Annotated in this window: 25 protein-coding genes, 1 pseudogene and 1 riboswitch; of the genes and pseudogenes, 10 read left to right on the forward strand and 16 right to left on the reverse strand. The window is 61.0% G+C overall.

Annotated elements, in window-relative coordinates; translation table 11 throughout:
• The first annotated feature begins 93 nt into the window (after nt 1–93).
• On the forward strand, nt 94–999 hold the full coding sequence (locus BA011_RS38140) for a DMT family transporter (protein WP_065284672.1): 906 nt from the start codon (nt 94–96) through the stop codon (nt 997–999).
• A gap of 171 nt (nt 1000–1170) precedes the next feature.
• A riboswitch (cobalamin riboswitch) is annotated at nt 1171–1370 on the forward strand.
• A 219-nt stretch (nt 1371–1589) separates the two neighbouring features.
• On the forward strand, nt 1590–2780 hold the full coding sequence (gene fdhA / locus BA011_RS38145; RefSeq protein ID WP_020047878.1) for a formaldehyde dehydrogenase, glutathione-independent: 1191 nt from the start codon (nt 1590–1592) through the stop codon (nt 2778–2780).
• A gap of 75 nt (nt 2781–2855) precedes the next feature.
• Here fdhA and BA011_RS38150 read toward each other — a convergent pair whose 3' ends face one another.
• Nucleotides 2856–3662, reverse strand: coding sequence for a transporter substrate-binding domain-containing protein (locus BA011_RS38150; RefSeq protein WP_065284638.1), 807 nt, complete (start codon nt 3660–3662; stop codon nt 2856–2858).
• Between the two features lie 91 nt (nt 3663–3753).
• Here BA011_RS38150 and BA011_RS38155 point away from each other — a divergent pair, with 91 nt between their 5' ends.
• Both BA011_RS38155 and BA011_RS38160 read left to right on the forward strand, forming a co-directional pair.
• A complete protein-coding gene (locus tag BA011_RS38155) occupies nt 3754–6162 on the forward strand; it encodes a putative bifunctional diguanylate cyclase/phosphodiesterase (RefSeq protein ID WP_065284639.1) in 2409 nt (802 codons plus the stop codon).
• Nucleotides 6163–6243: 81 nt separating this feature from the next.
• A complete protein-coding gene (locus tag BA011_RS38160; protein WP_065284640.1) occupies nt 6244–6828 on the forward strand; it encodes a cysteine hydrolase family protein in 585 nt (194 codons plus the stop codon).
• A 92-nt stretch (nt 6829–6920) separates the two neighbouring features.
• Here the strand turns inward: BA011_RS38160 and speB are convergent, their stop codons facing one another.
• The gene (speB, locus tag BA011_RS38165) at nt 6921–7976 is read right to left on the reverse strand and encodes an agmatinase (protein WP_065284673.1); all 1056 of its coding nucleotides are present in this window, start codon (nt 7974–7976) and stop codon (nt 6921–6923) included.
• A gap of 96 nt (nt 7977–8072) precedes the next feature.
• Here speB and BA011_RS38170 point away from each other — a divergent pair, with 96 nt between their 5' ends.
• Nucleotides 8073–9236 carry an aminotransferase gene (locus tag BA011_RS38170; protein WP_065284641.1) on the forward strand — a complete coding sequence of 388 codons (1164 nt, stop codon included), beginning with the start codon at nt 8073–8075 and terminating at the stop codon, nt 9234–9236.
• On the opposite strand, the gene BA011_RS38175 is transcribed toward BA011_RS38170, so the two are convergent.
• The 4 genes from BA011_RS38175 to BA011_RS38190 form a co-directional block, all read right to left on the reverse strand.
• Nucleotides 9219–9752 (reverse strand): flavin reductase family protein, encoded by a 534-nt coding sequence (locus BA011_RS38175; protein WP_065284642.1) that lies wholly within the window; start codon nt 9750–9752, stop codon nt 9219–9221. The two genes, BA011_RS38170 and BA011_RS38175, sit on opposite strands and share 18 nt — an antisense overlap.
• Nucleotides 9749–11104 (reverse strand): LLM class flavin-dependent oxidoreductase, encoded by a 1356-nt coding sequence (locus BA011_RS38180; protein WP_065284643.1) that lies wholly within the window; start codon nt 11102–11104, stop codon nt 9749–9751. The genes BA011_RS38175 and BA011_RS38180 overlap by 4 nt, the downstream gene beginning before the upstream one ends.
• A gap of 113 nt (nt 11105–11217) precedes the next feature.
• Nucleotides 11218–12156 (reverse strand): LysR family transcriptional regulator, encoded by a 939-nt coding sequence (locus tag BA011_RS38185; protein WP_065284644.1) that lies wholly within the window; start codon nt 12154–12156, stop codon nt 11218–11220.
• A gap of 29 nt (nt 12157–12185) precedes the next feature.
• Complete coding sequence (locus tag BA011_RS38190; RefSeq protein ID WP_065284645.1) at nt 12186–12893, reverse strand: UTRA domain-containing protein; 708 nt, start codon at nt 12891–12893, stop codon at nt 12186–12188.
• 226 nt (nt 12894–13119) lie between these two features.
• Here BA011_RS38190 and BA011_RS38195 point away from each other — a divergent pair, with 226 nt between their 5' ends.
• The 4 genes and pseudogenes from BA011_RS38195 to BA011_RS38210 all read left to right on the forward strand — a co-directional run bounded on the left by BA011_RS38195 (nt 13120) and on the right by BA011_RS38210 (nt 16139).
• Nucleotides 13120–13947: a transporter substrate-binding domain-containing protein gene (locus BA011_RS38195; protein ID WP_065284674.1), complete on the forward strand. Its 828-nt coding sequence runs from the start codon at nt 13120–13122 to the stop codon at nt 13945–13947.
• Between the two features lie 98 nt (nt 13948–14045).
• Nucleotides 14046–14687, forward strand: a complete 642-nt coding sequence (locus BA011_RS38200) for an amino acid ABC transporter permease (protein WP_065284646.1) — start codon at nt 14046–14048, stop codon at nt 14685–14687.
• Entirely contained in the window at nt 14684–15352 is a 669-nt protein-coding gene (locus BA011_RS38205) for an amino acid ABC transporter permease (RefSeq protein ID WP_065284647.1), read from the forward strand. Before BA011_RS38200 ends, BA011_RS38205 begins: the two co-directional genes overlap by 4 nt.
• Nucleotides 15349–16139 (forward strand): annotated as a pseudogene (locus BA011_RS38210) (amino acid ABC transporter ATP-binding protein). Before BA011_RS38205 ends, BA011_RS38210 begins: the two are co-directional and overlap by 4 nt.
• Before the next feature lie 51 nt (nt 16140–16190).
• Here the strand turns inward: BA011_RS38210 and BA011_RS38215 are convergent.
• From BA011_RS38215 to BA011_RS38255, 9 genes are read right to left on the reverse strand one after another with little or no spacing between them, the layout of a single operon-like run.
• Complete coding sequence (locus BA011_RS38215; RefSeq protein WP_062944042.1) at nt 16191–16544, reverse strand: cupin domain-containing protein; 354 nt, start codon at nt 16542–16544, stop codon at nt 16191–16193.
• Entirely contained in the window at nt 16537–17205 is a 669-nt protein-coding gene (locus BA011_RS38220) for a cysteine hydrolase family protein (protein WP_062944041.1), read from the reverse strand. Before BA011_RS38220 ends, BA011_RS38215 begins: the two co-directional genes overlap by 8 nt.
• Nucleotides 17205–18755, reverse strand: a complete 1551-nt coding sequence (locus tag BA011_RS38225; protein WP_062944040.1) for an ABC transporter ATP-binding protein — start codon at nt 18753–18755, stop codon at nt 17205–17207. Before BA011_RS38225 ends, BA011_RS38220 begins: the two co-directional genes overlap by 1 nt.
• Before the next feature lies 1 nt (nt 18756).
• Nucleotides 18757–19812 carry a cyanuric acid amidohydrolase gene (gene atzD / locus BA011_RS38230; RefSeq protein WP_065284648.1) on the reverse strand — a complete coding sequence of 352 codons (1056 nt, stop codon included), beginning with the start codon at nt 19810–19812 and terminating at the stop codon, nt 18757–18759.
• A complete protein-coding gene (locus BA011_RS38235) occupies nt 19812–20513 on the reverse strand; it encodes a cysteine hydrolase family protein (RefSeq protein WP_062944039.1) in 702 nt (233 codons plus the stop codon). The genes atzD and BA011_RS38235 overlap by 1 nt, the downstream gene beginning before the upstream one ends.
• An 11-nt stretch (nt 20514–20524) precedes the next feature.
• The gene (locus BA011_RS38240) at nt 20525–21541 is read right to left on the reverse strand and encodes a formamidase (RefSeq protein WP_062944038.1); all 1017 of its coding nucleotides are present in this window, start codon (nt 21539–21541) and stop codon (nt 20525–20527) included.
• A 12-nt stretch (nt 21542–21553) separates the two neighbouring features.
• Nucleotides 21554–22480: an ABC transporter permease gene (locus BA011_RS38245; protein WP_065284649.1), complete on the reverse strand. Its 927-nt coding sequence runs from the start codon at nt 22478–22480 to the stop codon at nt 21554–21556.
• Nucleotides 22480–23607 (reverse strand): ABC transporter permease, encoded by a 1128-nt coding sequence (locus BA011_RS38250; RefSeq protein WP_029873636.1) that lies wholly within the window; start codon nt 23605–23607, stop codon nt 22480–22482. The genes BA011_RS38245 and BA011_RS38250 overlap by 1 nt, the downstream gene beginning before the upstream one ends.
• Before the next feature lie 20 nt (nt 23608–23627).
• Nucleotides 23628–24755 (reverse strand): BMP family ABC transporter substrate-binding protein, encoded by a 1128-nt coding sequence (locus BA011_RS38255; RefSeq protein WP_065284650.1) that lies wholly within the window; start codon nt 24753–24755, stop codon nt 23628–23630.
• Nucleotides 24756–25095: 340 nt separating this feature from the next.
• On the opposite strand from BA011_RS38255, the gene BA011_RS38260 reads away from it, so the two are divergent.
• Nucleotides 25096–25770: a GntR family transcriptional regulator gene (locus tag BA011_RS38260; protein WP_065284651.1), complete on the forward strand. Its 675-nt coding sequence runs from the start codon at nt 25096–25098 to the stop codon at nt 25768–25770.
• Nucleotides 25771–25853: 83 nt separating this feature from the next.
• Here BA011_RS38260 and BA011_RS38265 read toward each other — a convergent pair whose 3' ends face one another.
• Complete coding sequence (locus BA011_RS38265) at nt 25854–26651, reverse strand: ABC transporter ATP-binding protein (protein WP_065284652.1); 798 nt, start codon at nt 26649–26651, stop codon at nt 25854–25856.

Here is a 26651-nt window from a genome sequence, read left to right on the forward strand (position 1 = left end):
TCGATGGTAGTCATCTCTACTATTCGTTTGTCCGATGTCAATTCCTGGTGCAAAAAGGAGCCGCGTTCGACTTCCTTCTTTGAGAATATCTGCGTGACAATTGAAAATCCGGCCAGACGCCTCGCAGGCAGCGAGCACGAGAAGGGTGTGCTTCTCATCATTGCTGCGACGCTTGCCTGGAGCGCGAGCGGCGTCTATTCGCGGCTCCTGACGACCGACGTATGGACGGCGATCGCCTGGCGGTCGTTGTTCGGCGGCCTGTTTCTGCTGATCCCCTGCTTTTTCCTCGAAGGGGGCATGTCACGGCAGCAATGGCGATCCGTCTTCCATCCGTCCGGTCTTGCCATGATCGCATGCCAGACCTTCAGTCAGGTATGCTTCATCGGGGCGCTCTATATGACCACCGTCGCCAATGTGACGATGATCTATGCGACCGCGCCTTTCATCGCAGCGTTGCTCGGCTGGTTCCTCCTCAGGGAGAGGGTTGCCAGGCGGACGTTGATTGCCGGCGGCATCTCGCTCCTCGGCGTCGCAGTCATCGTCGCCTCGTCGATCGGCGGCGGGACCGGTGTGGGCGATTTGCTGGCGCTTGGCATGACCATCTCCTTCGCGCTCGTCATCATCATCCCGCGCATCAGTCCCGACGTGCCGAGCCTGCCGCCGACCGTGGTCAGCGCTTTTCTGACGCTTGCCATCTTTGCCCCGTTCGGTTCGGTCGGTTCCCTCGACCTGCACAACTGGATCGTTCTTGCCGCCTTTGGCGCAACCAATTTCTCGCTGGCGCTGGTGCTCTTCCTTGCCGGCGCGAAACGGATGCGGCCGGCAGAAGCCGCGCTGATCGGCACGATGGAGATCGTCCTCACACCATTCTGGGTCTGGCTGCTGTTTTCCGAGCAGCCGCCCATCGCCACCTTTTTCGGCGGCGCGATCATCCTCGGCGCCGTGTTCTGGCATACGGCAATCGACGTCAGCCGCAGCCGGCGACCGCATCGCGCGTAAACTCCGTCCTCAAGGCAGACGGCAATCAAATCTCCCGGAGGATCCGGAAAACCGCCGTATTCGCGGGATCAATTATTTCCCCTGCGCAGCGATCTATTGCGACTTCACCGACTGTCGTCTTTGAGTTGCGCCCATGTCGTTTTTTTGATCGCTGTTTTCCGTCAGGCATGGTTTGTTTGTGGTGTTCAAGGCGCTATCTCGCAAATTGGCGAAATGGACCATGGGAAGCCGGCCGGACGTCGGCGCTGCCCTGCAGCGGTAGAAGAACTGAAATCCTCAAAGAAATCGCCGGATAGACATCCGGAAAGATATCGAGATGGATCGAAAGGAGATTCTGGAGCCGGAACCAGCTCTTGGCACAGCAAATCGATAGATTCGGCGGGCGATCACGAGCGGAACGACAGGCGAAAAACCCGGCGTTCACGCCTCTTTTCTATCCAATCTGTCCCTTTTGCAAAATCGAATATCGCCCGATGCGGCGGTATCCTCGTGTTGTGGACACCGGGCTGCGGAGGAGGCAGGCCGGAGGGAAGGTTGCCATCGACTGCATCGGTTGCAGATCGAGGCATTCAAACAAGTGGGAGGAATCCATGAGCAAAAATAGAGGCGTCGTTTATCTCCGGCCGGGCAAGGTCGAAGTCCGCGACATCGACGATCCGAAGCTGGAAGCGCCCGACGGCCGCCGCATCGAACACGGCGTCATCCTGAAGGTGATCTCGACCAATATCTGCGGCTCCGATCAGCATATGGTCCGCGGCCGCACGACGGCGATGCCGGGCCTGGTCCTCGGTCATGAAATCACCGGCGAGATCATCGAGAAAGGCATCGACGTCGAGATGCTCGACATCGGCGATATCGTCTCGGTGCCTTTCAATGTCGCCTGCGGCCGTTGCCGCTGCTGCAAGTCTCAGGATACCGGTGTCTGCCTGACGGTAAACCCGGCCCGCGCCGGCGGTGCTTACGGTTATGTCGACATGGGCGGCTGGATCGGCGGACAGGCACGCTACGTCACCATACCCTATGCAGATTTCAACCTGCTGAAAATCCCCGATCGGGACAAGGCAATGGCGAAGATCCGCGATCTCACCATGCTCTCCGACATTCTGCCCACCGGCTTCCATGGCGCGGTGCGTGCAGGCGTTGGGGTCGGCTCGACCGTCTATGTCGCCGGCGCCGGCCCGGTCGGCCTTGCGGCTGCGGCTTCGGCTCGCATTCTCGGCGCTGCAGTCGTGATGATCGGTGATTTCAACAAGGACCGCCTGGCGCATGCGGCAAAGGTTGGTTTCGAACCGATCGACCTGTCGAAGAGCGACCGTCTTGGCGACATGATCGCGCAGGTCGTCGGCACCAACGAAGTGGACAGCGCCATCGATGCGGTCGGCTTCGAGGCACGCGGCCACTCGGGCGGCGAACAGCCGGCAATCGTGCTCAATCAGATGATGGAGATTACCCGTGCCGCAGGTTCGATCGGTATTCCCGGCCTCTACGTTACCGAGGATCCGGGCGCCGTCGACAACGCCGCCAAACACGGCAATCTTTCGCTCCGTTTCGGCCTCGGATGGGCCAAGGCGCAGTCCTTCCACACAGGCCAGACTCCGGTGATCAAATATAATCGTCAGCTCATGCAGGCGATCCTCCACGACCGGCTGCCAATTGCCGATATCGTCAACGCCAAGGTCATCCCGCTCGACGATGCCGCCAATGGATATGAGAGCTTCGACCAGGGAGCGGCGACGAAATATGTCCTCGATCCGCACGGCGAGGTGGCGAAAGCCGCATAGCGATTACGGCCGATGGGGATGGCCGGCGGAAAGCCGGCCATCCCGCATTTGTCACATGACAATTTGAATGGCGAACTACTGGATGCTGAACGGGAAATATTTTGCGTTGATCATATCGTAAGTCCCGTCGGCCTTGATGCTCTTCAGCGCTTCGTTAAGACGCGTCAGACGCTCCTTGTCATCCAGGCGGAGCGCGATCCCGGCACCTTCGCCGAAGTATATAACGTCGACCAGATCCGGCCCTTTGAACTCGCAACAGGTTCCCGCCTTGGTGTTGGCGATCCAGTCGTAGATGGCGAGTTTGTCCTCCAGGATGATATCGACGCTGCCGTCCGACAACCCCTTGTACAATTCAGGCGAAGACCGGAAGACCTTCTTTTTCATCTCCGGATAGACATGGTTAGCGTAGGATTCCTGCGCCGTCGACGACGTCACCCCGAGGATCTTGCCGCCGAGGCCAGCGGGGCTGACATCGCTGATCGACGAATCCTTCCGAGCGATGAACACGGAGGGGCTGTTGTAGTATTTCTCCGTGAAGGCAATCTTTTGACGCCGCTCGAGGCTCATCGACATGGATGAGATGATCGCGTCGTATTTATCGGCAACGAGATTGGGAATTATGTCGTCCCACTTCTCGATGATGAATTGGCATTCGAACTTGCCGACCTCGCAGAGGGCATTGGCGATATCGATGTCGAATCCCTGAAGCTTGTTGTTGGCATCGAGGTAGTTGAAGGGCGGAAACGCACCTTCGACGGCAACTCTCATGGGCGTGCGATCTTGCGCGGCCACCTCGAGCGGCGAGGCCGCAGCCACAAGGATACCCATCCCGCCCGCCATCAGCGCTCCGCGCAGTATAATCCGAAGGGGTATGCGCAACATCGTCGGGTGCTCCTTGGGGCGTAGTCAATCTCGCCCATAGTGCACCGCAGCCTTTAATTCTACGTGAACGCTTCTTTGTTAGCGTCGACGAATGCGCCCGCGTCGTGGTGTTCAGGGGTTACGCTTGCACATCGTTCTTCCTTCCAGCTCCAACACGTTTCAGCAATCCTGGATCGCTTCAGGCAGAATTCTATTTCTTATTGCTGTCAGTGGGCTTGGAGCGATCGGACTTGTCGTGCTTTCGGCGCTCTGGGCAGGAACCGAGAGTGACGCTGCAGCCCTTGATCGACAGCGCCAGCTTGTGAATGCCCGCCTGCGCGAACAGGTCGATCAGGTCGCCCATGTTATCGGCCAGTTCGGCAACGGCTACCTCACACGTGTTTATCCTGCCGCCCGGTCGACCGGAGGTTCCTCCTCCAGCCTCGATGCGGTTCTGACGGCGGCGGCCGGGAGTGCGATCAGCCAGACCGCAATGTCAGCCTTCGGCTACGATCAGGCCTTTGTCGTCGACGAGAAGGCGCAACTGCTCATGCTGGCGGACGCCCAAACAGAAAAGCGTTATCGCTGGATGAAGCCCCTGTTTTTGCCTCTCCTTCAGGATGCCCGCCTTGGCGTGAGACAGGCCAGGGCTTCCAGCGAACGAACGCCGTCCTCCTTGGAAAGCCGCCTTGCGAGTGCGGTTCGCTCTAACCGGGCGCTGGCCAATCTGATGCGGCTGGAAGGTCGGCCGACCATCGTCGGCGTCGTCGCCATCAACGAGGCCACTGAGAGGCAGCAGCAGCCGATGCGGCAATTCCTGATCGTCGTGCGGTTTATCGATGGTGCGGCGCTGGACGAATTGAGCCGGGAACAGGGCCTCAACGGCGCGCGCTTCGCGCGCACGGCCGATGCAGACGAAAACGAGGTTGCGTTCCAGATCGACGCCACTGCAAACGGTGAACCGATCGGCTTCATCGTATGGCGGCCCGATCTTCCAGGTTCGAGGGTGATCGGCCGATTAATGCCGGCGCTTTCGATTGCCGCCTTGGTGATCGCGATCCTGTTCTCGGTCTTGCTGGTGCGCCTGCGAAGCAGTCTCGGCGAGTTGAGGAGAAGCGAGCTGCATGCACGGCAGCTTGCCTTGCATGATGTGCTGACCGATCTTCCCAACCGCGCCTTGTTCGCCATGAGGTTCGACGAATGCTTGGCCGAGACTCAGAATTCTACCGAGCGCTCGGCAGTCGCACTTCTCGACCTCGACCGCTTCAAAGCCGTGAACGACACGTTCGGCCATGCCGCCGGCGATGAACTCATCAGGATGGCTGCGGAGCGGATCCGCTCCCTGCTTCGTCCGGGCGACACGCTGGCCCGGCTCGGAGGGGACGAATTCGCCCTGCTTCTCCGCGACATCAAAGATCATGATCACGTTTTGCCGGCAATATGCGAAGCGATCGTTGCCGAACTTGGCAAGCCCTTCCCGCTTTTGAGGGGCGAAGCGGTCGCGCGCGTCGGCGGCTCGATCGGCGTGACCGTCGTGCCGGATGCCGGGCGGAATGCCGATGACATCATGCGCTATGCCGACGTCGCGCTGTACGAGGCAAAGATGGGCGGGAGAGGCCAGTGGCGTCTCTATTCACCGTCCATGGACGGCGGCAGGAATGCGCGCGACATTCTCAAGAACGAATTGCGGGACGTTTTGGCCAAAAGCGCGGCCTCGTCCGCTGACGGTCCACAATCCGATCTGATTGCGAGCAGGCCGGACTACGGGTCGCTCGAGGTCTACTACCAAACGGTCCATCGCGCCGAGGCAGGATGCGCCGCGTCGGGCGCAGAGGCACTGGTGCGTTGGCGTCATAGTCAGCGCGGACTGTTGACGCCTGCCAGCTTCATCCCCGTCGCCGAGGAGGGTGGCCTCATCGACGCTCTTGGTTTCTGGGTCTTGCGCGAAGCCTGCAGAGCCGCCTGCAAATGGCCTGAAGACACGTTTGTTGCGGTCAACGTGTCGCCTGCCCAGTTGAGAAGGCCAAATTTCGCCGAGGAAGTATTCGCCGTGCTTGAGGAGAGCGGCCTGCAGCCGTCCCGGCTCGAGCTCGAGCTTACCGAGTCCTCGCTCATCGAGGATAATTCGGACGTTTATACGGTGCTGAAGTCGCTGCGCAGCCGGGGTGTTCAGGTTTCGCTCGATGATTTCGGAACCGGCTTTTCATGCCTCAGCCACCTAGTCCGTTTTGATATCGACCGCATCAAGATCGATCGTTCGTTCGTCTCACAGCTCGGCACCAAAGCCAACGGGGCGGCAATCATCGGCGCCATCGTCGCGCTCAGCCGCAATCTCGGTATTTCGACGACGGCTGAAGGGGTCGAAACCGAATATCAACGCGATTTTCTGGCCGCCCTCGGCTGCACCGACCTCCAAGGCTACTTCTTCTCCAAACCGGTTCCTCTGCACGAACTTGACTGTTTCCGGAAAGCTGAGAGCGCCGCCGGATTGCTGAAGATTGCTCCAGGCGCCGTCGCGTAAGGGGCTTCTAATCTTCCGCTTGTCAGGGGAACTTTCGTCCCGCGCGACAGTTGACGCCCCGAAGACCGGAAGGAGGATCTGATGGGCGAGGTCGGCGAGTGGCGGCACCTTTGCGTCGACGTGCAGCGGATGTTTGCCGAAGACACGCCGTGGCACGTCCCCTGGATGGCGCGGGTCTCTCCCCAGATCGAAGAGCTTGCCGGACGGCACCCATCGCGAACGATCTTTACCCGCTTCCTGCCACCCGAGCGTGCGGATGATATGCCGGGGAAATGGCGGGATTATTACCGGAAATGGTGGATGATGACGGGCGAGCATCTTCCGCGCGACTTGATCGATCTGGCGTCATCGCTGGCGGCGTTGGTTCCGCCGGCAAGGTATTTCGACAAACGCACCTATTCCCCTTGGATCGATGGTCGCCTGCATGCGATCCTTCAGTCGGAGCGGACCGATACGCTTGTCGTAACCGGCGGAGAAACCGATGTCTGCGTGCTTGCCACGACGCTCGGCGCCATCGATCTCGGCTATCGTGTCATCGTCCTGAAGGACGCCGTCTGCAGCGGCGCCGACGATACGCATGACGCGTCACTGGAACTTCTGCACGATCGGTTCTCCGTGCAGCTCGAACTCATCGAGACCGAAGAATTTTTGAGGGGCGTTGGTTAAAGCATGTCGCGCCAAAACGTGCGGCGGTTTTGCGCGAACGACATGGTCTTGGCCCGTCCGGCCAATTGCCAGAGATGACCGAGAGGTCGGCCTTAGCGTTTGCCGATCGAGGCACTAAACACCATGAGGCTCAGGATCTCAAAGAGCACCTGTGCTGCGGCGTGCGCCGTGTTGGTCGTTGCGTCATATTGCGGGGCAACTTCGACGACGTCACCGCCCACAAGGTTTACCCCTTTCAACCCGCGTATCAATTCGAGGACTTCACGTGTGGTCAATCCACCGACCTCCGGCGTGCCCGTGCCGGGCGCAAAGCTCGGATCGAGGCTGTCGACGTCGAAGGAAAGATAGGTCGGGCCGTCGCCGACGATGGATTTTGCCTTGGCAATGACGGCCGCAATCCCCATTCCGCTGATATCCTCTGCGTGGATCACGGTCATTCCCGACGCATAGGAGAATTCCCACAAATATTCCGCCGAACCACGGATGCCGATCTGGATTGTCCTTGTCGGATCGAGCACGCCGTCCAGCACCGCATTGCGGAACGGCCCACCGTGATGAAACTTCGTCTGATCGAAGGCGCCGCTTGTATCGCAATGGGCATCGATATGAATGAGGCCGACCGGCTGCTGCCGACCGATGGCCTTCAAAATCGGATGGCTGATGGAATGATCGCCTCCGACGGAAAGCGGGGCAACGCCGGCATCGACGATCTGGCCGATGCGCTTTTCGATGTCGTCATGGCTGAGTTCCAGCCGGTAGCGGCTTTGGAACGATATGTCGCCGATATCGGCGACCCGAAGATCGAAGACCGGCGCCGTGGCGAGAACGTGATTGTAGGGGCCGATCCTTTCGATGGCGCGAAGTGCTCTCGGTCCGAAACGCGAGCCTGGACGATTGGTAACGCCGAGATCCATGGGGATCCCGGTAATCGCAACCTGGAGATTGCCGAAGTCCGGATCCTCGGCGGCGACCTGCATGTAGGGTGCGCTGAGGAAGGTCGGCACTCCGGCATAGGGCGCCAGTCTCGTGCCGCTCTTGGAGATGATCTTCTCCGCTACTTTGCGAAACTTCTCGTCAAATATCTCGCCGCCATCGGCGTCTGCAAATTCTGCGCGCAGCTGTTCCAGCCGCGTTTTGTCCCACACCATGCGCATGTGTCTCCGCTTCAGGTCCGTCTCGTCAGACAAAGATGTTGAGAAAACAATTGGTATCGTTGTAGCAATCGGTATCAAAGAGAAATCGATATGATCGCTGCAAAACCCAATTCCCTCGTTGCCCGCCTCTCTACCCCGCCCATTCCTTCCGTCGTCGCCTGGAGCCGCGAATACAAGGGGGAAAAAGGGCCGCTCATCGATTTGTCGCAAGCCGTGCCCGGCTATCCCGCGCATCCGGAGATGCTTCGGCTTCTTGCCGAGGCGGCCGGACAACAGGTCATGACGGGTTACGGGCCGATCGAGGGCGAACCTCTATTGCGCAAGGCCTACGCGGCTCACGTTGCCGAGCTTTACGGCGCCGACCTTTCCGCCGGCAATATCCATATCACCGCCGGCTGCAATCAGGCGTTCATGTGCGCAGCGATCGCGCTTGCGGGCGCCGGCGATACCGTAGCGCTCACCAATCCCTTCTATTTCAATCACGACACGACGCTGTCGATGCTGGGGATCGGGCGCCGATTGGTCGATTGCGACCCCGCCGGCGGCTTTCTTCCCGATCCGGGTTCAGCCGAGGCGGCCCTTGCGGCGGGCGCGAAGATGCTTGCCGTCGTGACACCCAACAATCCCACAGGAGCCGTGTATCCACCAAGCCTGCTTCACGAGCTTTTTGTTCTCTGCCGGAAATACGGCGCCTGGCTGATCCTCGATGAAACCTATCGCGATTTCCTTGGCGAGGATGACGGAAGGCCGCACTCTCTTCTCTCCGAGCCGGGCTGGGAGGACACGCTCGTTCTTCTCTACAGCTTTTCGAAATCCTTCTGCATTCCCGGTCATCGACTGGGTGCAATCACGGCAGGGCCCAAACTCATCGCCGAAATCGCCAAGGTGATGGACAATATGCAAATCTGCGCGCCGCGTTCGGCTCAGATCGCCGTTGCATCGGCGATCCCCGCACTCGCCGAGTGGCGAGCCGGCAACCGGCTGGAGATTGCTCGCCGGGCGGACGCTTTGAGGCAGGCCTTTTCCGGGCTGCCGGATTGGGAGATCGGAGCGATCGGCGCCTATTTTGCTTTTGTCCGCCATCCCCACGCCGATCAATCGTCTTCCGAGGTTGCCGAAAAACTCGCCAAGGAATCCGGCATCGTTTGTCTACCCGGCGCCTATTTCGGCGAGGGCCAGGAGCGATACCTCAGACTTGCCTTTGCCAATGCGGATGTCGCCTCGATAGGGCTATTGTCAGAGCGCCTTCGCTAGACCGTTTTGATCAACCTCCGCAGGAAGTTCATGATAGCCGCCGCGCCAATATAGCAGCGGCCCTATGCCCTGCCGGATTTCCATCGCGCAGACATGTCCGACCAAAACGGCATGGGAATTGTAGTGGAATGCGGTTTCGAGCTTGCAGTCCAGGACCGTCAGGGCATTTTCAAGGGCGGCCGCGCCGGTCTTGAGGCGATACCATCCTGCATCGCCGTAGCGCTCAGTGCCCTTTCGCCCGTCAAGACCGGCAAAGGATTGCGCCACCTGCTGCTGGTCGGCGGCGAGCACGTTGACGCAGAAGCAGCCGTACCGCTGCAGCGCCGGCCATGAGGAAGATGCTCGGTTGACGCTGACGATGACGGACGGCAACTCCGCCGAAAGCGAGGAGACCGACGTTGCCGTGAAGCCGGTGCGGTCTTGTCCATCGCCGACCGTAATCACGCTGACCGCACCCGCCAGATGACGCATCGAAAGCTTGAAGTCCGCTTCGCTGATCAAAGCCTCGACACTCATCGGGCCGGCTCTTTCGTTTTGGCAAAGCGGTTGACAGGCACTGAAAGACCCAGGTTTTCGCGCAAGGTCTTGCCCTCGTATTCCTCGCGGAACAGCCCGCGGCGGCGAAGCTCCGGCAGGACAAGCCGCACGAAGTCGTCGAGGCTGGACGGCAAGGTCGGGAACATCAGGATGAAGCCGTCGGCCGCACGCGTCTCGAACCATTCCTCCATGTAGTCGGCGATCTGGGCTGGCGTGCCTGTGATGCCGTTTCCGGTATGCTTCTCGGCATAGTGCCGGATGAGTTCGCCGACGGTGCGGCCGCTTCTGACGAAATCGACCAGCTCGTCGAACAAGGCGCGTGATCCCTTCGGCGCCGCCGGCAGCCGATCCGTGGGGAAGGGCTTGTCGAGAGCGACATCGCGCAGGTCCGCCTCGAGGAATTCGGAGAGCATCAGCCGGCCGACATCCGGATGCATCTTGTCGATCAGATAATCCACCTTTGCCTTTGCCTCGGCTTCGGTTTCACCGACGTTGATCACGATGCCCGGCATGATTTTCAGGTCGTCGGGATCGCGACCATGGGCCGGCATCCGGCGCTTGACGTTTTCATAAAAGGCCCGGTTGCGGTCGATATTCGATGCGAGGCTGAAGACGATCTCGGCCGTGCGCGCCGCCATGTCCATTCCGGGTTCCGAACCGCCCGCCTGGGCAATGACCGGGCGGCCCTGGGGCGTTCGCGCGATGTTGAGCGGCCCGCGAACCTGGAAGTGCTTGCCCTTGTGATTGAGCGTGTGGTGCTTGTCCTTGTCATAGTAGACACCGTTTTCACGGTCGAGAAGCAGTGCGCCTTCCTCGAAGCTGTCCCAGAGGCCGAACACGACATCGACGAATTCGTTGCCGCGCTCGTAACGCAACGCATGCGGGTCGAGCCCCTCGCGATTGAAGTTGTAGCCGGTTTCGTCGTGGTCTGACGTGACGACGTTCCAGCAGACGCGCCCCTTGCTCAAATGGTCGACCGAAGCGAACAGGCGCGCGACATTGTATGGCTCGTAGTAACTCGTCGACACCGTCGCCACAAGGCCGACATCGTTGGTGGTGACCGCCAGAGCCGAAAGCAGCGAGAGCGGTTCGAAACGGTTCATCTTGGTCGGAATGCGGGCAAGCGCCTTCGGATCGCCGACGGCGGCGGCAGGAGAATCCGCCATGAACATGAAATCGAACTTGGCCGCTTCGGATCGTTTGGCGACATCGAGCAGATGAGCGAAGTCGTTGGCGCCATTGACGTCGCTTGCCGGATGCAGCCAGGACGCAGGATGAAAGCCGAACGTATAGACGAAAGTCCCGAGTTTCATCTTGTCAGTTCGCGCCATCGAGCTCTCCTGCTATGTCGGCCACGCCGCCAACGGTGGAGGGCGACTGCGCAAATTATCGCCAGGCGCAAATTTTCATCAATATCGCGTAGCTGAGTTCCGTTTTAGTTTTTCTAAAGTGTTGACTTGGGCGCCGATGCCAGAGCCTGCTGACGGGAAATAGCGACGAGCCAATCACGGAATTCGCGCCCATGGGGCTTCTGCAAGGCGGCCCGATCCCAGGCGAGGAAATAGCTTTCGCGCAGTGCAATGCGAAGGTCGACGGGAATGACGAGCGTTTGCGCCTCGAGCTCATCTGATATCATCGACATCTGCGCGAGAACGACGCCGCGCTTGTTGACGGCCGCGTCAATAGCACTGCTCGACAGGGTGAAGGAAAGGCCTGGCGTTGACGCGTCGAAGGAGACACCGGCCTTGGCGGCAAACTCCGCCCAGCTGGGGTAGGGGGTGAAGTGCCGTTCCCACTCGACATGGAGGAGGGGCTGTTCGAAGAGATCGCGAGCGGCATGCGCGCGATCCTGCATCAGCGCCGGCGAACAGGCAGGCACCACCCAATCGCGAAACAGTTCGGTATAATGTTCGTGCTGCAGCACGTCCGACCCGTAGCTCACGCGGAAATCGATATCGTCGAAGCCGATGCGGGGCTCTCTGTCGCGTCCGATGATCCTCACCTGCACGTCGGGATGAAGCGCCTGCCAGTCGAAGATGCGCCTGCCGATCCATTTGTTGACGACGGAGGAAAGCGCACTGAGGACCAATGCTGTCTCATTGCGCGCCTTTTCCAGCAGTTGCCCGGCGAGCGCGAATTGCTCAAATCCCTTCGATATCTCCTGGTGGTAGAGCCGGCCCCAGGCGGTCAGCTCGATGGTTCGTCCGCTACGTTCCAGAAGCGAAACGCCAAGGAAGCTTTCGATTTTGTGAATCTGCTGGCTGATGGCTCCCGGCGAGACGTTGAGCTCCAGTGCCGCGGCCGTCACGCCGCCGCAGCGCCCCACCGCCTCGAAGGCCTGCAAGCCCTTCAGCGGAATCGTCTTGAAGCGCTCATCGGTCACTTGCGGAGCCTCTCGTGATTTTCGCCAGCTCAAATTGCCGTCGGGTGAAACGTCCCTGCGAACTGGAACCGGTCGCCTGGATGGGTAATCTCGACATATGTCACCGTGCGCCCGTTCTGCCAGGTCTGGCGGATCAGGCTCAGGCAGGCCTCGCCCCTCTCCGTCTGCAGGATTCGGGCCGTCACGGTATCGGCCGAGACGGCACGAATGACATGTTTGGCCTTGGACCAGGGCACCTGCTCAAGCAGCCATTTGCCGGGCGGGATCGAGGCGAAGCTCTCTTCTCTCGCCCGTGGCACAGCATCGAGCATGATGATTCGCCGCTCGATGGCATTCGGTCTGCCATCGACGATATGCAGGCATTGAAGCCTGAGGACTTCCGCATCGGCAGGCTCCGACAGCTGCTGCGCCTCGGCCTCTCCAAGGCGCTCGATCTTGCGGGCGAGGATTTCGAAGCGGTGCTCGTGTCCGGCCAGTTCCGCTTCGGTGCTGATATCCTGAATATCCATCACCGTGCGGTCGATCTGGGGCGATGCGACAAACGAACCGGTCTTGCGCCGCCTGACGATCATGCCGCGTTCGGCCAGCGCCGACAGCGCCTTGCTGACCGTCATGCGCGAACACCGATATTCGGCCACCAGCTCGTGCTCGACGGGAATGCGGTCGCCGGGCCGCCAATCACCCCTGATGATCTTCGTCTCGATATCCGTGAAAATACGCTGGTAAATCGACACCAAGTCCGCACCTCATCCGGCGTCAGCGATCACAAATGCGGAACAGCACGCCAGCGAGATCGACGCCACCCGGCACAAATTTTGCGTTCCTCGTCTTTTACATTGACACTCTAGGCCAGCCTATATCTATTTGTATAGTCAAAAGCGGAGCATAGAAATCCGTGCCGAGGAAAATCGAAGTCGGGAACAAAACTCCTCCGCCGGGGGAATAAAAACTGGAGAGATGATCATGAAGGCACATTCACTGCTGAAGGGTCTGGTCGGCGCTGCGTTCCTGTTCGGAACAGCCGTTTCCGCCCATGCAGCCGACACGCTGGCAGCCGTCAAGGCAGCCGGCACCCTCAAGGTTGGCACCGAAACGGCTTTCGCACCGTTCGACTATATCGACGCCGGTGAACACACAGGCCTGAACGTCGACCTCTTTGCCGAGATTGGCAAGGAACTCGGCGTCAAGATCGAGTGGGTGGCGCTTCCCTGGGATGGCGTCTTCCCGGCGCTCGAGGCCGGCAAATTCGATGTCGTCGCAGGCCCTGCAACGATCACCAAGAAGCGCTTGGAGCGCTATCGCTTCACGCCGCCGATCGCCGAAGCGACGATTGCTATCCTGAAGAAGGCCGGCGATACGACCATCAGCAAGCCGGAAGATATTGCCGGCAAGAAGATCGGCGTCGGCAAGGCAACTGCTCAGCTCGACCAGTTGAAGGAATTCTCCGAGACGCTGCCAACCAAGGTCGATGTGCGCGAATATCCGGCCTTTACCGAATCCTACGCCGATCTCGCAGCCGGGCGCATTGCCGGCGTTGCCAACTCGCTGCCGAATATCGCCTTCGTCGCCAGCCAGCGAAAGGGCACGTTCGAAGTCGTCCTGCCGCCATTCGGCAAGAAGTCCTATTTCGGCTTCATCGGCCTCAAGGATGCCGATCATGCGCCTCTGATGGACGCGATCGATGCCGCGATGCTCAAGATCAAGGCAGATGGACGCATGGCTGAGCTGCAGAAGAAGTGGTTCGGTGCATCTTTTGATACGCCTGATGCTGTCAAGGACCCGGCATTCTGATTAGCTGCCGGTGAAACGAACGCGCCCCGCCAGTGGTCGGGGCGCAATCTGCCGTGGCATCAGAGTTCACGGCCGCAGCGCCCAGGCAAACACCGCCCATGTCCATCAAGCTTTTCGAACTGCTTCTGCAAGCCGCGATCTACACGGTGACGATCAGCGTGGTTTCGATTCTGATCGGCTTTGCGATCGCCATCATTGTTTCCGCCATGCTGCTGTCGCGGCAACGGCTCTTCGCGCTGCAGGCGCGGATTTTCATCAGTTTCTTTCGTGGCGTGCCGCTGCTGGTGCAACTGCTGCTGATCTATAACCTGCTGCCGGCGATCGGCATCAACGTGCCGAGCATCGTTGCGGCCATCATTGGTCTTTCGCTGTGTACTGCAGCCTATCAGGCTGAAAATCTGCGCGGCGGTTTTTCCAGCGTTCCCGCGGGCCTGGTCGAGTCGGCTGAAATGGTCGGCATGACACCCGTTCAGATCTTCCGCCGTATCAAGGCGCCGATTGCCCTGCGCCTGACCTTTCCGGCGCTCGTCAACGAAGCGATCCTTATCCTGAAGGCGTCTTCGCTGGTCTCAGTCGTCGGGGTCATCGAGTTGACGCGCATGGCCCAGGACCTTGCCGGCAGCACCTTCCTGCCGCTCGAGATTTTCGCTTCCGCCGGGCTGATCTATCTCGTCATCAATTGGATCGTTGCCCTTGCAGGAGGCCTGATCGAACGCTCCCTGCCAGGAGTGCCGCGATGACCTTCGACATCAATGTGATCTTCAGCAACTTGCCGGAAATCCTCAGCGGTGCATGGGTCACCATCGTCATCTGGATCATCACCACTCCGGCCGCTGCTGTGCTCGGCTTCCTTGTCGCCGTCGCCAGACGTTTTGGCGGGGTGATCCTGGACAAGGCTTTCGGCATCGTCATCGCGGTGCTCCGCGGCACGCCCTTCCTGATTCAGATATTCCTCGTCTACTACGGCGGGCCATTCGTCGGATTGTCTCTCGATCCGATCCCGGCAGGCGTCATTGGCCTCTCCATCTACGGCGCGGCTTATTTCAGTGAGATATTCCGCTCGGGCTTTGCCGCCGTCCCGAAGGGACATATCGAGGCCGGGATATGCGTTGGCCTGACACAAGGGCAGATCATCCGACGCATATTGCTGCCGGAGATGACCATGCTGGTCTTGCCGCCTTCGATCAACATGACGATCATCCTGATGAAGGAGACGGCCGTGCTGTCCATCATTACCGTGCCGGAGTTGACGGCAACACTGAGCGCCATCGGCTCGCAGCAATATGCTTTCGTCGAGGCGCTCTTCGTGCTCGCCCTGTTCTACTGGGCCTTGGTCGAAATCACCGGTTGGCTCGGTCATCTCGCCGAAACGAAACTCACCAGATTCAGGTTTTTCAACATATGAGCGTTCCTGCGATCGCAGTCAAAAATCTCGTCAAGACCTTCGGCGGCTCCACCGTGCTGCACGGCATCGACCTCGACATCGTTCAGGGCCAGGTTTCCTGCGTCATCGGCCCGTCGGGTTCCGGCAAGAGTACGCTGCTGCGCTGTATGGCCTTTCTGGAAGAATCGACCAAGGGGACGATCACCGTCAACGGAGAGGTGCTTGGCTTTGCGGAAAACGCCAAGGGTGTCCGGGAGCGAGTGCCGGCCACAGTGAACCGGCAAATTCGATCGCAGATCGGCATGGTTTTTCAGCAGTTCAATCTCTGGCCGCATATGACGGCGCTCGGCAATGTCAGTGAGGCGCTGAAGACGGTTCACAAGATGAGCCGCAAGGACGCCGAGGAGCGGGCCATGGCCCAGCTCGTCAAGGTCGGCCTCGAGGGCAGGGCCGGGCACTATCCATCGCAGCTCTCGGGGGGCAACAACAGCGTGTCGCTATCGCCCGGGCGCTTGCCCTCAACCCGAAGATCATGCTCTTTGACGAGCCGACCTCGTCACTCGATCCCGAGCTGACCGGCGAAGTGCTCAACGTCATGCGCGATCTCGCCGCCGAGGGCATGACGATGGTCGTCGTCTCCCACGAGATCGGATTTGCAGCAACGGTCGGCCAGCAGATCATCTTTCTCGATCACGGCAAGGTGCTGTTCACCGGCCCACCGCAGGACGTCTTCAAGCGACCGAGAAACCCCCGGCTCGAGCAATTTCTGGATACCTATATCGATCGTGGAGCCTCGATGCTGCTGTGAAGCTCATGTCCTTCCGGATCGTCGGGCCGATCTCCAAGGTGGGTGCCGGGTTCAGGCAGTTTCCTCTTCGAGTATTTTCACGGGCCGGTCCCACTGGATGAGCACGATACAGCCGGTCTCGCTCCAGACCGAGTGTTCGCTGCCCGGCGCGTTGACGATATAACTGCCGCTGATGTAATCGCCCGTCTCGTCGGATTGAACGCCATCGAGCACCAGGATGGTTTCGAGCCCCTCGTGGCGATGGCGGGGAACAGAGGCGCCGGGCTCATATTTCAACAGCGCCACGCCCGGCTGATCGCCCTCGAAAGGGCGGATCCAGTGAATGGTGACGGCATCGCGGAAAGGGCCGAATTCCAGCTCCTTCCAGCCGCCTGACGTCAGGCGTTCGCGGGTCGTTTCAGGCATGAGCGATGCTTTCCAGAATGTCGTCGACATGGGCGGTCCAGCCGACGATCGCGCCCTGGGCGCGGATCATGGCGATGGCGGCGGCTTTGAATTCGGGGAAATAGCTTTCCGTCGCCTCCTCGGCGAGCAGGCATTCATAGCCGCGGTCGTTTGCTTCGCGCATCGTCGTCTGCACGCAGACTTCGGTGGTGACACCGGCAAAGACGAGCTGCTTGATGCCCTTCTGCTGCAGCACTGTGCCGAGGTCGGTCGCGTAGAAGGCGCCCTTGCCGGGTTTTTCGATAACGACTTCGCCCTTCACAGGAGCGAGTTCCGGAAGAATTGCCGTGCCGGGTTCGCCCGAGATCAGGATGCGGCCCATCGGGCCTTCGTCGCCGATCCTGAGCGACGGATTGCCGCGATCGCGTTTGGCCGGTGGCAGGTCGGAGAGATCAGGCCGGTGGCACTCCATCGTATGGATCACGGGCAGGCCGGCATTGCGGAAGCCCTGGATGAGACGTTTGACATCGGGCACGATCCTGGTGATGCGGCTGACGTCATTGCCGAGGCTGGCGCCGAAGCCGCCGGGCTCGGCGAAATCGCGCTGCATGTCGATGACGATGAGGGCGAGCTCATCGTGCTTCACCGGAAAGGCGAAAGGCTCTGCCTTGATCTCCATCATCAGTGATGTCCCGCCATGTGGGCGCCGATCACGCCGATATCGGCCGAACGCGCCGGTGTCTCGTAAACCAGCCTGCCTTCCGAAATGACCATGATGCGGTCGGACATCTCGAGCAGTTCATCGAGGTCTTCGGAAAGCAGCAGCACGGCGGCACCTAAATTGCGGGCCTTCATGATCCGGGCGCGGATTTCGGCAACGGCCGAAAAATCGAGGCCGAAACAAGGGTTCGAGACGATCAACAGATCGACCTCGCCCGTCAGTTCGCGGGCGAGCACCGCCCGCTGCACGTTGCCGCCCGAAAGCGCTGCGATCGGCGAGGAGGAAGAGGCCGTCTTGACCTTGAAGTCGGAGATCAGCGCCGAGGCACGCTTTTTCATGCTGCCCTTGTTCAGCCAGATCGCGTCCTTGCCGTCCAGCTTCAAATCGAAGGTGCGGAACGCAAGGTTCTCGCTCACGGTCATCTTGGGCGCACAGGCATTCTGCAACGGCTCTTCGGGGATGAAACGCACCCTGTTCTTGCGGGTCTCCTCACGGGTGGCGCCGTAAGTCTCGCCATTGACCATGACCTCGCCGCTATCGGTCGGGCGCTGGCCGGCCAGAATTTCCGTCAGCTCCTTCTGGCCGTTGCCGGATATGCCGGCGATGCCGACGATCTCACCGGAGCGGACCGTCAGCGCGTCGATCTCGATCGTCTTCAGGCCGGAGCGATCCGGAGCTTTCACCTGGGTCACAGTGAGCACGGATTTGGCCGCTTCCGCCACCGGCAGACGGCTGTCGAGCTCGGCGAGCTTGACGTCGCCGATCATCATCGCCGCCATCTCGGCGGTGGAGAGCTCGCCGACCTTGCCGGTGCCGACCAGCTTGCCGCGCCGCAGGATCGAGACGGCATCAGCGAACTTCGTCACCTCGTGGAACTTGTGGGAGATCATCAGCACGGTGAGCTCGCCGCGCTCGGTCATCCCGCGGACGATGCCGAGCATCTCATCGGCTTCGGCCGGCGTCAGCACCGAGGTCGGCTCGTCGAGCACGAGGAAGGAGCGGCCGAGATAGAGCTGCTTGACGATTTCGAGTTTCTGTTTTTCGCCGGCCGCAAGCTCGCTCACCGGCCTGTCGAGCGGGATCTTGAACGGCATGCGTTCCATGAAACCCGCCAGATCCTTGCGTTCCCTGGCCCAGTTGATAACCGCGGGTACTTCGGTACGGCTGATGACCAGGTTTTCCGCGCCGGTCAGAGAGGGAACCAGTGTGAAATGCTGGTAGACCATGCCGAGCCCATAGGCCGCGGCATCCTTGGGTGAGGCCACCGCCACCTCGCGGCCGTCGACCGACAACGAGCCTGACGTTGCGTGATAGAAGCCCATGATGCATTTGACGAGTGTCGACTTGCCGGCGCCGTTTTCGCCGAGAAGCGCGTGAAAAGACCCGGCCGGAACGGCGATCGAGACGTTGTCGAGCGCGGTGAAGCTGCCGAAACGCATCGTCATATCGAGCGTCTCGATGCCAACGGCCTTGCCGGCTTGCGGAAGGGGCGTGTCGCGGACTGTGCTCACTTCATTGCTCCTTTTCGACGATGATGGCGACGGGACCGCCGCCGGGCGGACCCTGGTGTTCGGCGCCGCCGGACACATAGAGATCGGTAATGCCGAAGATGCCGGCGAGAACGCCGCCGACGAAGGCACGGGCATGGCGGGTGCCTGCAATATCCGAGTCATCGAGCATCGTGTGGCGCCTGCCGCCGATCCTGCCGGACGGGTCCGGCTCGGCCTTGGCGAGAACCGCCGCCAGCCGGCTGTTTTCCGGCAGGCGTTCGCGGGCTTTCCTGACGGAATGCGCGTCGATCGCATCCCGCATGACCGCGTGGTCGATCGACAGCGGACCGGACCATTTTGCGCTCATGCCGAGGACGATGATTTCGTGATCGGTGAGTTCGACCCCGGACGAGGTTGAGGCGCAGCGGGAAAAGAGATCGAAACGTGTGCAGATGTCGGCATCGTTGATCGATGTCGCATCTATCTCGCCGAGTGCCACGGCGACGCCGAGAGCCGAAGCGCCGCGCGAGAGGCCCATGGATTTCAGCGTGTCGTGGGTTGCGACCGTCCTGCCTGCTGCCTCGGCCTCGGCAATCCGGCGCGAGGTGAGCAGCGGACACTTGATCTGCACGAAATGGGCATCGGCGGGATCATCGATGCCGGCATCCCTCATCGCGGACTTCACGCCTTCGGCAACGAGTAGGATCTGTTCCCGGCGCCCGAGATGTTCGGGGGGCAGCGCGGGGGTACGCGACACACCAATGGCCAGCGCCCGTTCGCCCGGGGTTTCTACGGTTTCACGCGCAAAAACCGTCCAATGCGGCGAGAGCGCACCCTCGGTGCCGCCGGACATGATGATCGAGACGCCGTCGACGCCATATCTACTGAACAATGTCTCGAAGCTGCGGGTGGCATAACCGCGGGTAAAATCATTGACGCAGCCGTTGCCTTCCGTCTTGCCGAGAACGGCGACGATGTTGTTCGCCTGAAGGCCGCTGGCAAAGAGCGCCTCGACGCCGGCAACGTCATCGGGGCCGTCGGCTGGCACGCGAAAGACATGGGCACGCAATGACGACATCAGGGTAGCGCCTCGACTAGAGCCGCGGAATTGGAGACTGAGCCGAAGACGCCGCCCTGCATCTTCACCATCTTGATGGCGGCGAGGTGGTTTCCGTAGTCGGTCGCACCACAGCAGTCTTCCAGCAGCAGGCATTCGTAGCCGCGGTCGTTTGCCTCGCGCATCGTCGTCGAGACGCAGACATCGGTGGTGATTCCGGTGAGGATAATGTTCTCGATGCGCTTCTGGTTGAGGATGAGTTCGAGGTCGGTGGCGCAGAACGAACCCTTGCCGGGCTTGTCGATGATCGTCTCGCCTTCGATCGGGTAGAGTTCGGGGATGATGTCCCAGCCGGGTTCGCCACGCGTCAGGATGCGGCCGCAGGGGCCGGGATCGCCGATGCCGGCCCCGATCCGCTGCGAGCGCCAGCGTTTGTTGGCCGGCAGATCGGCGAGGTCGGGGCGATGGCCCTCGCGGGTATGGATGATGTGGTAACCCTTGGCCCGCATGGCGGCAAGCACGCGTTTGATGGGTTCGATCGGCGCCTGCACCAGCGACAGGTCGTAGCCCATGTGGTCGACATAACCGCCCTTGCCGCAGAAATCCGTCTGCATGTCGATGATGATGAGGGCGGTATTATCAGGCCTCAGAGCGCCGTTATAGGGCCACGGATACGGATCGGCGTCGATAAAATGCCGTTTGGTTTCGACCATCGCGTCCATCATTCTCTCTCCTATTCCGCGGCAGGTTTGAGGGGTTCGCCGTAACGGCGCATCGGCTTGTCAAATCCGCAGGACGTGCCGTCCTTGACCTTTATCTCGTCTTCCCATGGCAGGCGGTATTTGCCGGCGACAAGGTCGTGCATGTAGGTGTAGGGCGCATCCTGGGCGCCGCCCGCGACAGCGACATAGCCGCGATGGCCGAACTGGTAGATATTGTTCTCCACGCCCCAGCCGAGCCGGGCCTCGCGCACCAGGTCGGGACGCACCTCTGCGGTGATGATCTCGTTGACGCGGCCGGAGGTGCCGTGGGCGATGATCGTGCCATCGAAATTGCAGATCATGCCTTCGCCCATGGAATCGAACGTGCCGTCCGAGCCGCACATGCAGACATTCGCGGTAACCATCAGGTTGCAGAAGGCGTTGGCCTGGTTGGTGAAGCGCCAGGCGTCGCGGATCGGCGCCGTGTAGCCCGCGGTGCGGATCATGATTTCGGCGCCCTTATAGGCGCATTCGCGCGCCATCTCCGGGAACATGCCGTCATGGCAGATGATCAGCGCGAGCTTGGCGCCCCGCGGGCCCTTGATGACAGGGATGCCAAGATCGCCGGGCTCCCAGGGCTCGACGGGGATCCAGGGATGCATCTTGCGGTAATAGAGCTTCAACTCGCCCTGATCGTCGATGACGATGCCGGAATTGTAGGGCATGGCCCCAGGGTTCAGCTCCATGATCGAGAAGCAGCCCCAGATCCGGTTGTCCCTGCAGGCTTGCCTGAAGGCCGCGACCTCTGGCCCGTCGAGCGTGCACATGATCTCCGGATTGATGTCCATGGAAAGGCCGTGCAGCGCGTATTCGGGAAAGACGACGAGGTCCATGCCCGGCTGGTTGCGCCGCGCTTTGGCCACCAGATCGACGATCACCTGCGTCTGTTTTGCCAAGTCCGCTTTGGTGACGGTCACCGGCAGCTGGAGCTGTACCAGGCCGATACCGACGCCGTGTTCGGATTTGTTGAGACCGCCAAGTCCGTTCATCGGAATGCTCCATTATTTCGTGAGCGACAGCGCACCCGGCGCACCGGCGAGCGAGCGGGTGGGCGAGGAGGTGGCGATCAGGATGATGAGGGTGAGCACGTAAGGCGCGGCGTAAAAAAGGTAGTAGCCTTGTGTGACGCCGACCGATTGCAGCGCCGGGCCGAGCGCGCCGGCACCGCCGAAAAGCAGGGCAGCGAGGAAGCAGCCGATCGGGTTCCAGCGGGCGAAGATGACGAGGGCCACGGCCATCAGGCCCTGGCCCGACGAGATGCCTTCGTTCCATGAGCCCGGATAATAGAGCGAGAGATAGGCGCCACCGATTGCCGCCAGCGAGCCGCCCACTGCCGTCGCCAGCAGGCGAACCCGGTCGGGGTGGATGCCCATGGCCCGGGCCGCGTCGGTGCTGTCGCCGACGACGCGCAGGATCAGGCCGATGCGGGTGTTCTTGAAGGCCCAGAACAGGAAGAGGGCAAGTGCCGCGCCGATGAAAAACAGCACGTTGATATTGAGCGCCGCCTGGATCTGCGGCGTGCTCGACCAGCCGCCGAGCGGGATCGAGGGCAGTTTCGGCGCCACCGGCTGGATGAAGGATTTGCCGAGGAAAAACGCCATGCCGAGACCGAACTGCATCATGGCGATGCCGATGGCAATGTCGTTGACCTTCGGGAGCTTGCAGATCCAGCCGTGGATGAGGCCGAAGATCGCGCCTGCCGCCATTGCGGCCAGCACGCCAAGGGTCGGCGAGCCGGTGATGACGGCGACCGCATAGGCCGTCATGGCGCCGAAGACGAGCGTGCCTTCCAGGCCGAGATTGATGCGGCCGGAGCGCTCGGTGATCGTTTCGCCGAGGCTGACGAAGATGAAGGGGGTGGAAACGCGGATGGCGCCCGCGAAGATCGCCAGCGGCACGCCCCAGATGCCGATGCCTGTCTCTTCCATCAGAGGCTCCTTTTCCAGAGGTCGGGATTGAAGATCTTGAAGCGGCCGTAGAAGGTCTCGCAGAACAGAATGACGATGAAGAGCGTGCCCTGCAGCACCAGAACCGTCGCATCCGGCAGGCCCATGCGCCGCTGGATGAGGCCGCCCGAGGCGTCGATGCCGCCGAGCAGGATCGCCACCGGAATGATCGCCAGCGGATTGTGCCTGGCGAGGAAGGCGACGAGGATGCCGGTATAACCATAGCCGGCCGCAAGCGAGGCGTTGGCACTTCCCTGCACCGCCGCCACTTCGATCATGCCCGCCAGGCCGGCAAAACTGCCGGCAAGCGCGGTAAATCCGGCGATCAGCTTGCCGACCGGCAGCCCCTGGATCTGGGCGGCGCGCACGTTGCCGCCGGCGATGCGGGCGGCAAAACCGTAGCTCGTCGCCTCGATCACGATCCAGGAGACCACGCAGGCGAGGATGCCGATGACCAGGCCCCAATGCACGTCCATGCCGGGAATATTGCCGAGCATATATTCCGCCGGCAGTGGCCTGGTCGACGGCTTGTTGAGGCTTGCCGGATCGCGCAGCAGCCCTTCGACGAACTGGTTCATCAGGGCAATGGCGATATAGGAGAGCAGCAGCGACGAGATGGTTTCGTTGACGCCGCGATAGTGGCGCAGGAAACCGGCAAGGCCGATCCAGATGCCGCCGACCACCATGGCGGCGATCGCCATCAGAATGAGGGTGAGGAAGACAGGCGCGGTGCCGGCGAGCGGCAGAGCCATGGCCGCGGCGGCAACGCCGCCCAGCACGACCGCTCCTTCCCCGCCGATGATGACGAGGCCGAGACGGGCGGGCAGGGCGACGCAGAGTGCCGTCAGGAGAAGGGGTGCGGCACGACTTAAGCTGTTCTGCACCGAAAACCAGCTGCCGAAGCCGCCGGTATACATCAGTTGAAAGAGGGTGGCCGGCGACTTGCCGACCGCCAGGATGAAGAGGGAGAAGAGCGCAAGACCGATCAGGATGGCCGCAAGGCCGATGACAACAGGCTCGGCCCGCCGCGCGATCCATTCGAGGACGGGGCGCAGGGAAGCCGGTTTTTCCGCGATGGCTATTGCGGGATCATTGGCCTCGATGGTCATGGCGCTTCTCCCTTCGCGGTTTACGCCGTGGACCCGACGACGCCCTCGACCAGATAATTCATGCTTTCGAGCTCGATCGCGTCTTCGGCGTAGCTCTTGTCGGCAGCCACGACGGTGTCGCCCTGGTTGTCCTTCAACGGTCCCTTGAAGACCGAGAAACCGCCCTTCATCATGTCGGCCTGCGTGGCTTCGAAGGCCTTGCGGCCCTCGGCGGACACAGCGGGGCCAAGCGCGCTCATCTTCACGAAGCCGTCCTTCAGGCCGCCACGCACGAAATTGCCGAGCTTTTCGCCGGCCTGCGCCTTCTTGACGAAGTCGCCGTAGACGTTGCCCCAGGCCCATTCGGCGCCGGTGAGGTATTTTTCGGGAGCAAGCGGGCTCTGGTTGGCGTGATAGCCGCAGACGAAGGCGCCGCGGCCGGCAGCCGTCTCGACAACCACTTTGGGGCTGTCGACGTGGCAGGTGATGACGTCGGCGCCCTGGTCGACCAGCGCATTGGTGGCTTCGGCCTCCTTGACGGCAAGAGACCATTCGCCGGTGAAGATCACCTGGCAGGTGATACCAGGATCGACTGTGCGCGCGCCAAGCAGGAAGGCGTTGATATTCTGCAGAACCTGCGGGATCGGCTTGGCGGCGACGAAGCCGATCTTCTTGCTCTTCGTCGCATGGCCGGCGGCAATGCCGTTCAGATACTGGCCCTGGAAGATATAGCCGAAATAGGAGCCCGTATTGGCCGGGTTCTTGCTTTCCTGCCAGAGGCCGCCGCAGTGGCGGAACTGGACGTCGGGATGTTTGGCGGCCACGGCCAGCATGTGGGGGTCGAAGTAGCCGAAGGAGGTCGGAAAGAGCAGGGTCGCGCCATCCAGATTGATCATGGATTCCATCGTCTTCTGGACGTCGACGGTCTCCGGCACGTTCTCTTCTTCGACCAGCGTCACACCAGGCATCGCCTTGATGACGGCCGCACCTTCGGCATGCGCCTGGTTGTAGCCGTAGTCGTCCTTGGGGCCGACATAGATGAAGCCGACGGTCAGCGCGGTTTGGGCTGTGGCGGAGGAGGCGATCAGACCCGGCATGGCGCCGGCAAGCGCACCGGCAGCGGAAGCCTGGAGGAAATTGCGGCGGTTCATAGAAAGGAGTTTGGTCATCGGAAATGCTCCTTGCGGCGCTGGGCCGGTTGCGAACGGGTACAGAAAAGTGCATGCAATGCATGTGCCAGAAATTAATCTATTGTTTTTTATAGTTTATCCGTTACAGCAAGACTTGCGCATTGCAAAGTGCATACAGATTGATCGAATTCTTGCGTAAAAAGTAATCAATAGATATTTCTTGTTCATTGTGACTGCGTAGTTGGCACAAAGTCGAGTTACCCGAGGTATCTCGTGCATCAGAAAGCGAAAATTTAACAATATCTTCGCCACCCGATTTGACTTATCAAGTCTCGAACTGCATCTGTATGCAGAGTGTTGATGTGAGCAGATTCGTATCGTGAAGCAGACCAGGCGCAGAGAAGTGATCCGTACCGGAACCACCGTCGAACAGATGGTGCGAGCGATTGCCGACATGATCGTCACAGGTGAAATCCTGCCGGGCGCGAAGCTGGACGAGGTGTCGCTTGCGGTTCGTTTCGACGTTTCTCGCACGCCGGTGCGCGAGGCTTTGCGTGAGTTGGGCGCCATGGGGCTGGTCGCCCGTGAGCCGAACCGCAGTGCCGTCGTGACCAATGTCACCGAGGCCTATCTGCATTCGATGTTCGAGGCGATGGCTGAGCTCGAAGCGATCTGCGCCAGGCTCTCGGCCGAGCGTATGACGGTCGATGAACGGCGCGCGCTGGAGTTGGAGCATCGGGAATCGGTGAGGCTCGTGCATGCCGGCGCGGAAGAAGAATATTCGGCGCACAACACCGAATTTCACACCCGGCTTTATCGCGGCGCGCATAATGATCATGTCTTCGAGATGGTGACCCAGACACGGGCGCGGCTCGCGCCTTTTCGGCGGGCGCAGTTCCGCCTGCCCGGGCGTCTGGCAAAATCCTATGAGGAGCACGGCCGGATCGTCACCGCGATCATGCGCGCGGACGCCGCCGCCGCCGGGCAGGCGGCATATTCCCATGTGGAAATTGTCAGCGATGCCAGCGCGGTCTTTGCAACGCCCGGGGAGTAAAGAGGGCGCGACGCCCGAAATCAGGCGCCGCTACGAAGGCGAGAAAACCACGACCGGCAAACGCCGCGGTTATTTCCCGGTCTCTACTCCGCCGCTTCGATGAAGCGGTGGCGTTCGTAGAGGAACTTCAGCACGGCTTCACGGCATTTGAGATATGTCCGATCGGAGGCGAGTTCGATGCGATTGCGGGGACGGGGCATGATCACATCGAGCACTTCGCCGATGCGGGCCGCCGGGCCGTTGGTCATCATCACGATGCGATCGGACAGCAGCACCGCCTCATCGACATCATGGGTGATCATCACCATCGTGTTGCCAAGCCGGGCGTGGATTTCCATCACCGCGTCCTGCAGATGAGCGCGGGTCAGAGCATCGAGCGCGCCGAAGGGTTCGTCGAGCAGCAGGATTTTCGGTTCCATTGCAAGCGCGCGGGCGATGCCGACGCGCTGTTTCATGCCGCCTGAAATTTCCGAAGGCCGCTTATCCCTCGCATGCGCCATCTGCACGAGGTCGAGGTTGGCCATCACCCACTCATGCCGCTCGGCCTTGGTCTTCGTTCGGTTGAAGAGTTTGGAGACGGCGAGATTGACGTTCTCGTAAACCGTCAGCCAGGGCAGCAGCGAGTGGTTCTGGAAGACGACGGCGCGCTCCGGACCGGGGCCGTTGACCTCACGGTTTTCAAGGAGCACGGCGCCTGCCGAAACCGGGGTCAGGCCGGCGATGAGGTTGAGCAGGGTGGACTTGCCGCAGCCCGAATGACCGATGATCGAGACGAATTCGCCCGCGGAAATCGTCAGGTTGATGTCCTTCAGGACCTCGGCGCGCACGCCGCCCCGATCGAAGTGTTTGTCGATATGGTCGAGCTTCAGATAGGCGTTCAT

Source organism: Rhizobium leguminosarum (genome assembly GCF_001679785.1).
GTDB classification, from domain to species: Bacteria; Pseudomonadota; Alphaproteobacteria; order Rhizobiales; family Rhizobiaceae; genus Rhizobium; species Rhizobium leguminosarum_R.

Coding starts and splice junctions, on each gene's coding strand:
- fdhA (WP_020047878.1), top strand. CDS start 1,590: ATGAGCAAAAATAGAGGCGTCGTTTATCTCCGGCCGGGCAAGGTCGAA.
- BA011_RS38150 (WP_065284638.1), bottom strand. CDS start 3,662: ATGTTGCGCATACCCCTTCGGATTATACTGCGCGGAGCGCTGATGGCG.
- BA011_RS38155 (WP_065284639.1), top strand. CDS start 3,754: ATGCGCCCGCGTCGTGGTGTTCAGGGGTTACGCTTGCACATCGTTCTT.
- BA011_RS38160 (WP_065284640.1), top strand. CDS start 6,244: ATGGGCGAGGTCGGCGAGTGGCGGCACCTTTGCGTCGACGTGCAGCGG.
- speB (WP_065284673.1), bottom strand. CDS start 7,976: ATGGTGTGGGACAAAACGCGGCTGGAACAGCTGCGCGCAGAATTTGCA.
- BA011_RS38170 (WP_065284641.1), top strand. CDS start 8,073: ATGATCGCTGCAAAACCCAATTCCCTCGTTGCCCGCCTCTCTACCCCG.
- BA011_RS38175 (WP_065284642.1), bottom strand. CDS start 9,752: ATGAGTGTCGAGGCTTTGATCAGCGAAGCGGACTTCAAGCTTTCGATG.
- BA011_RS38180 (WP_065284643.1), bottom strand. CDS start 11,104: ATGGCGCGAACTGACAAGATGAAACTCGGGACTTTCGTCTATACGTTC.
- BA011_RS38195 (WP_065284674.1), top strand. CDS start 13,120: ATGAAGGCACATTCACTGCTGAAGGGTCTGGTCGGCGCTGCGTTCCTG.
- BA011_RS38200 (WP_065284646.1), top strand. CDS start 14,046: ATGTCCATCAAGCTTTTCGAACTGCTTCTGCAAGCCGCGATCTACACG.
- BA011_RS38205 (WP_065284647.1), top strand. CDS start 14,684: ATGACCTTCGACATCAATGTGATCTTCAGCAACTTGCCGGAAATCCTC.
- BA011_RS38215 (WP_062944042.1), bottom strand. CDS start 16,544: ATGCCTGAAACGACCCGCGAACGCCTGACGTCAGGCGGCTGGAAGGAG.
- BA011_RS38220 (WP_062944041.1), bottom strand. CDS start 17,205: ATGATGGAGATCAAGGCAGAGCCTTTCGCCTTTCCGGTGAAGCACGAT.
- atzD (WP_065284648.1), bottom strand. CDS start 19,812: ATGTCGTCATTGCGTGCCCATGTCTTTCGCGTGCCAGCCGACGGCCCC.
- BA011_RS38235 (WP_062944039.1), bottom strand. CDS start 20,513: ATGGACGCGATGGTCGAAACCAAACGGCATTTTATCGACGCCGATCCG.
- BA011_RS38240 (WP_062944038.1), bottom strand. CDS start 21,541: ATGAACGGACTTGGCGGTCTCAACAAATCCGAACACGGCGTCGGTATC.
- BA011_RS38245 (WP_065284649.1), bottom strand. CDS start 22,480: ATGGAAGAGACAGGCATCGGCATCTGGGGCGTGCCGCTGGCGATCTTC.
- BA011_RS38250 (WP_029873636.1), bottom strand. CDS start 23,607: ATGACCATCGAGGCCAATGATCCCGCAATAGCCATCGCGGAAAAACCG.
- BA011_RS38255 (WP_065284650.1), bottom strand. CDS start 24,755: ATGACCAAACTCCTTTCTATGAACCGCCGCAATTTCCTCCAGGCTTCC.
- BA011_RS38265 (WP_065284652.1), bottom strand. CDS start 26,651: ATGAACGCCTATCTGAAGCTCGACCATATCGACAAACACTTCGATCGG.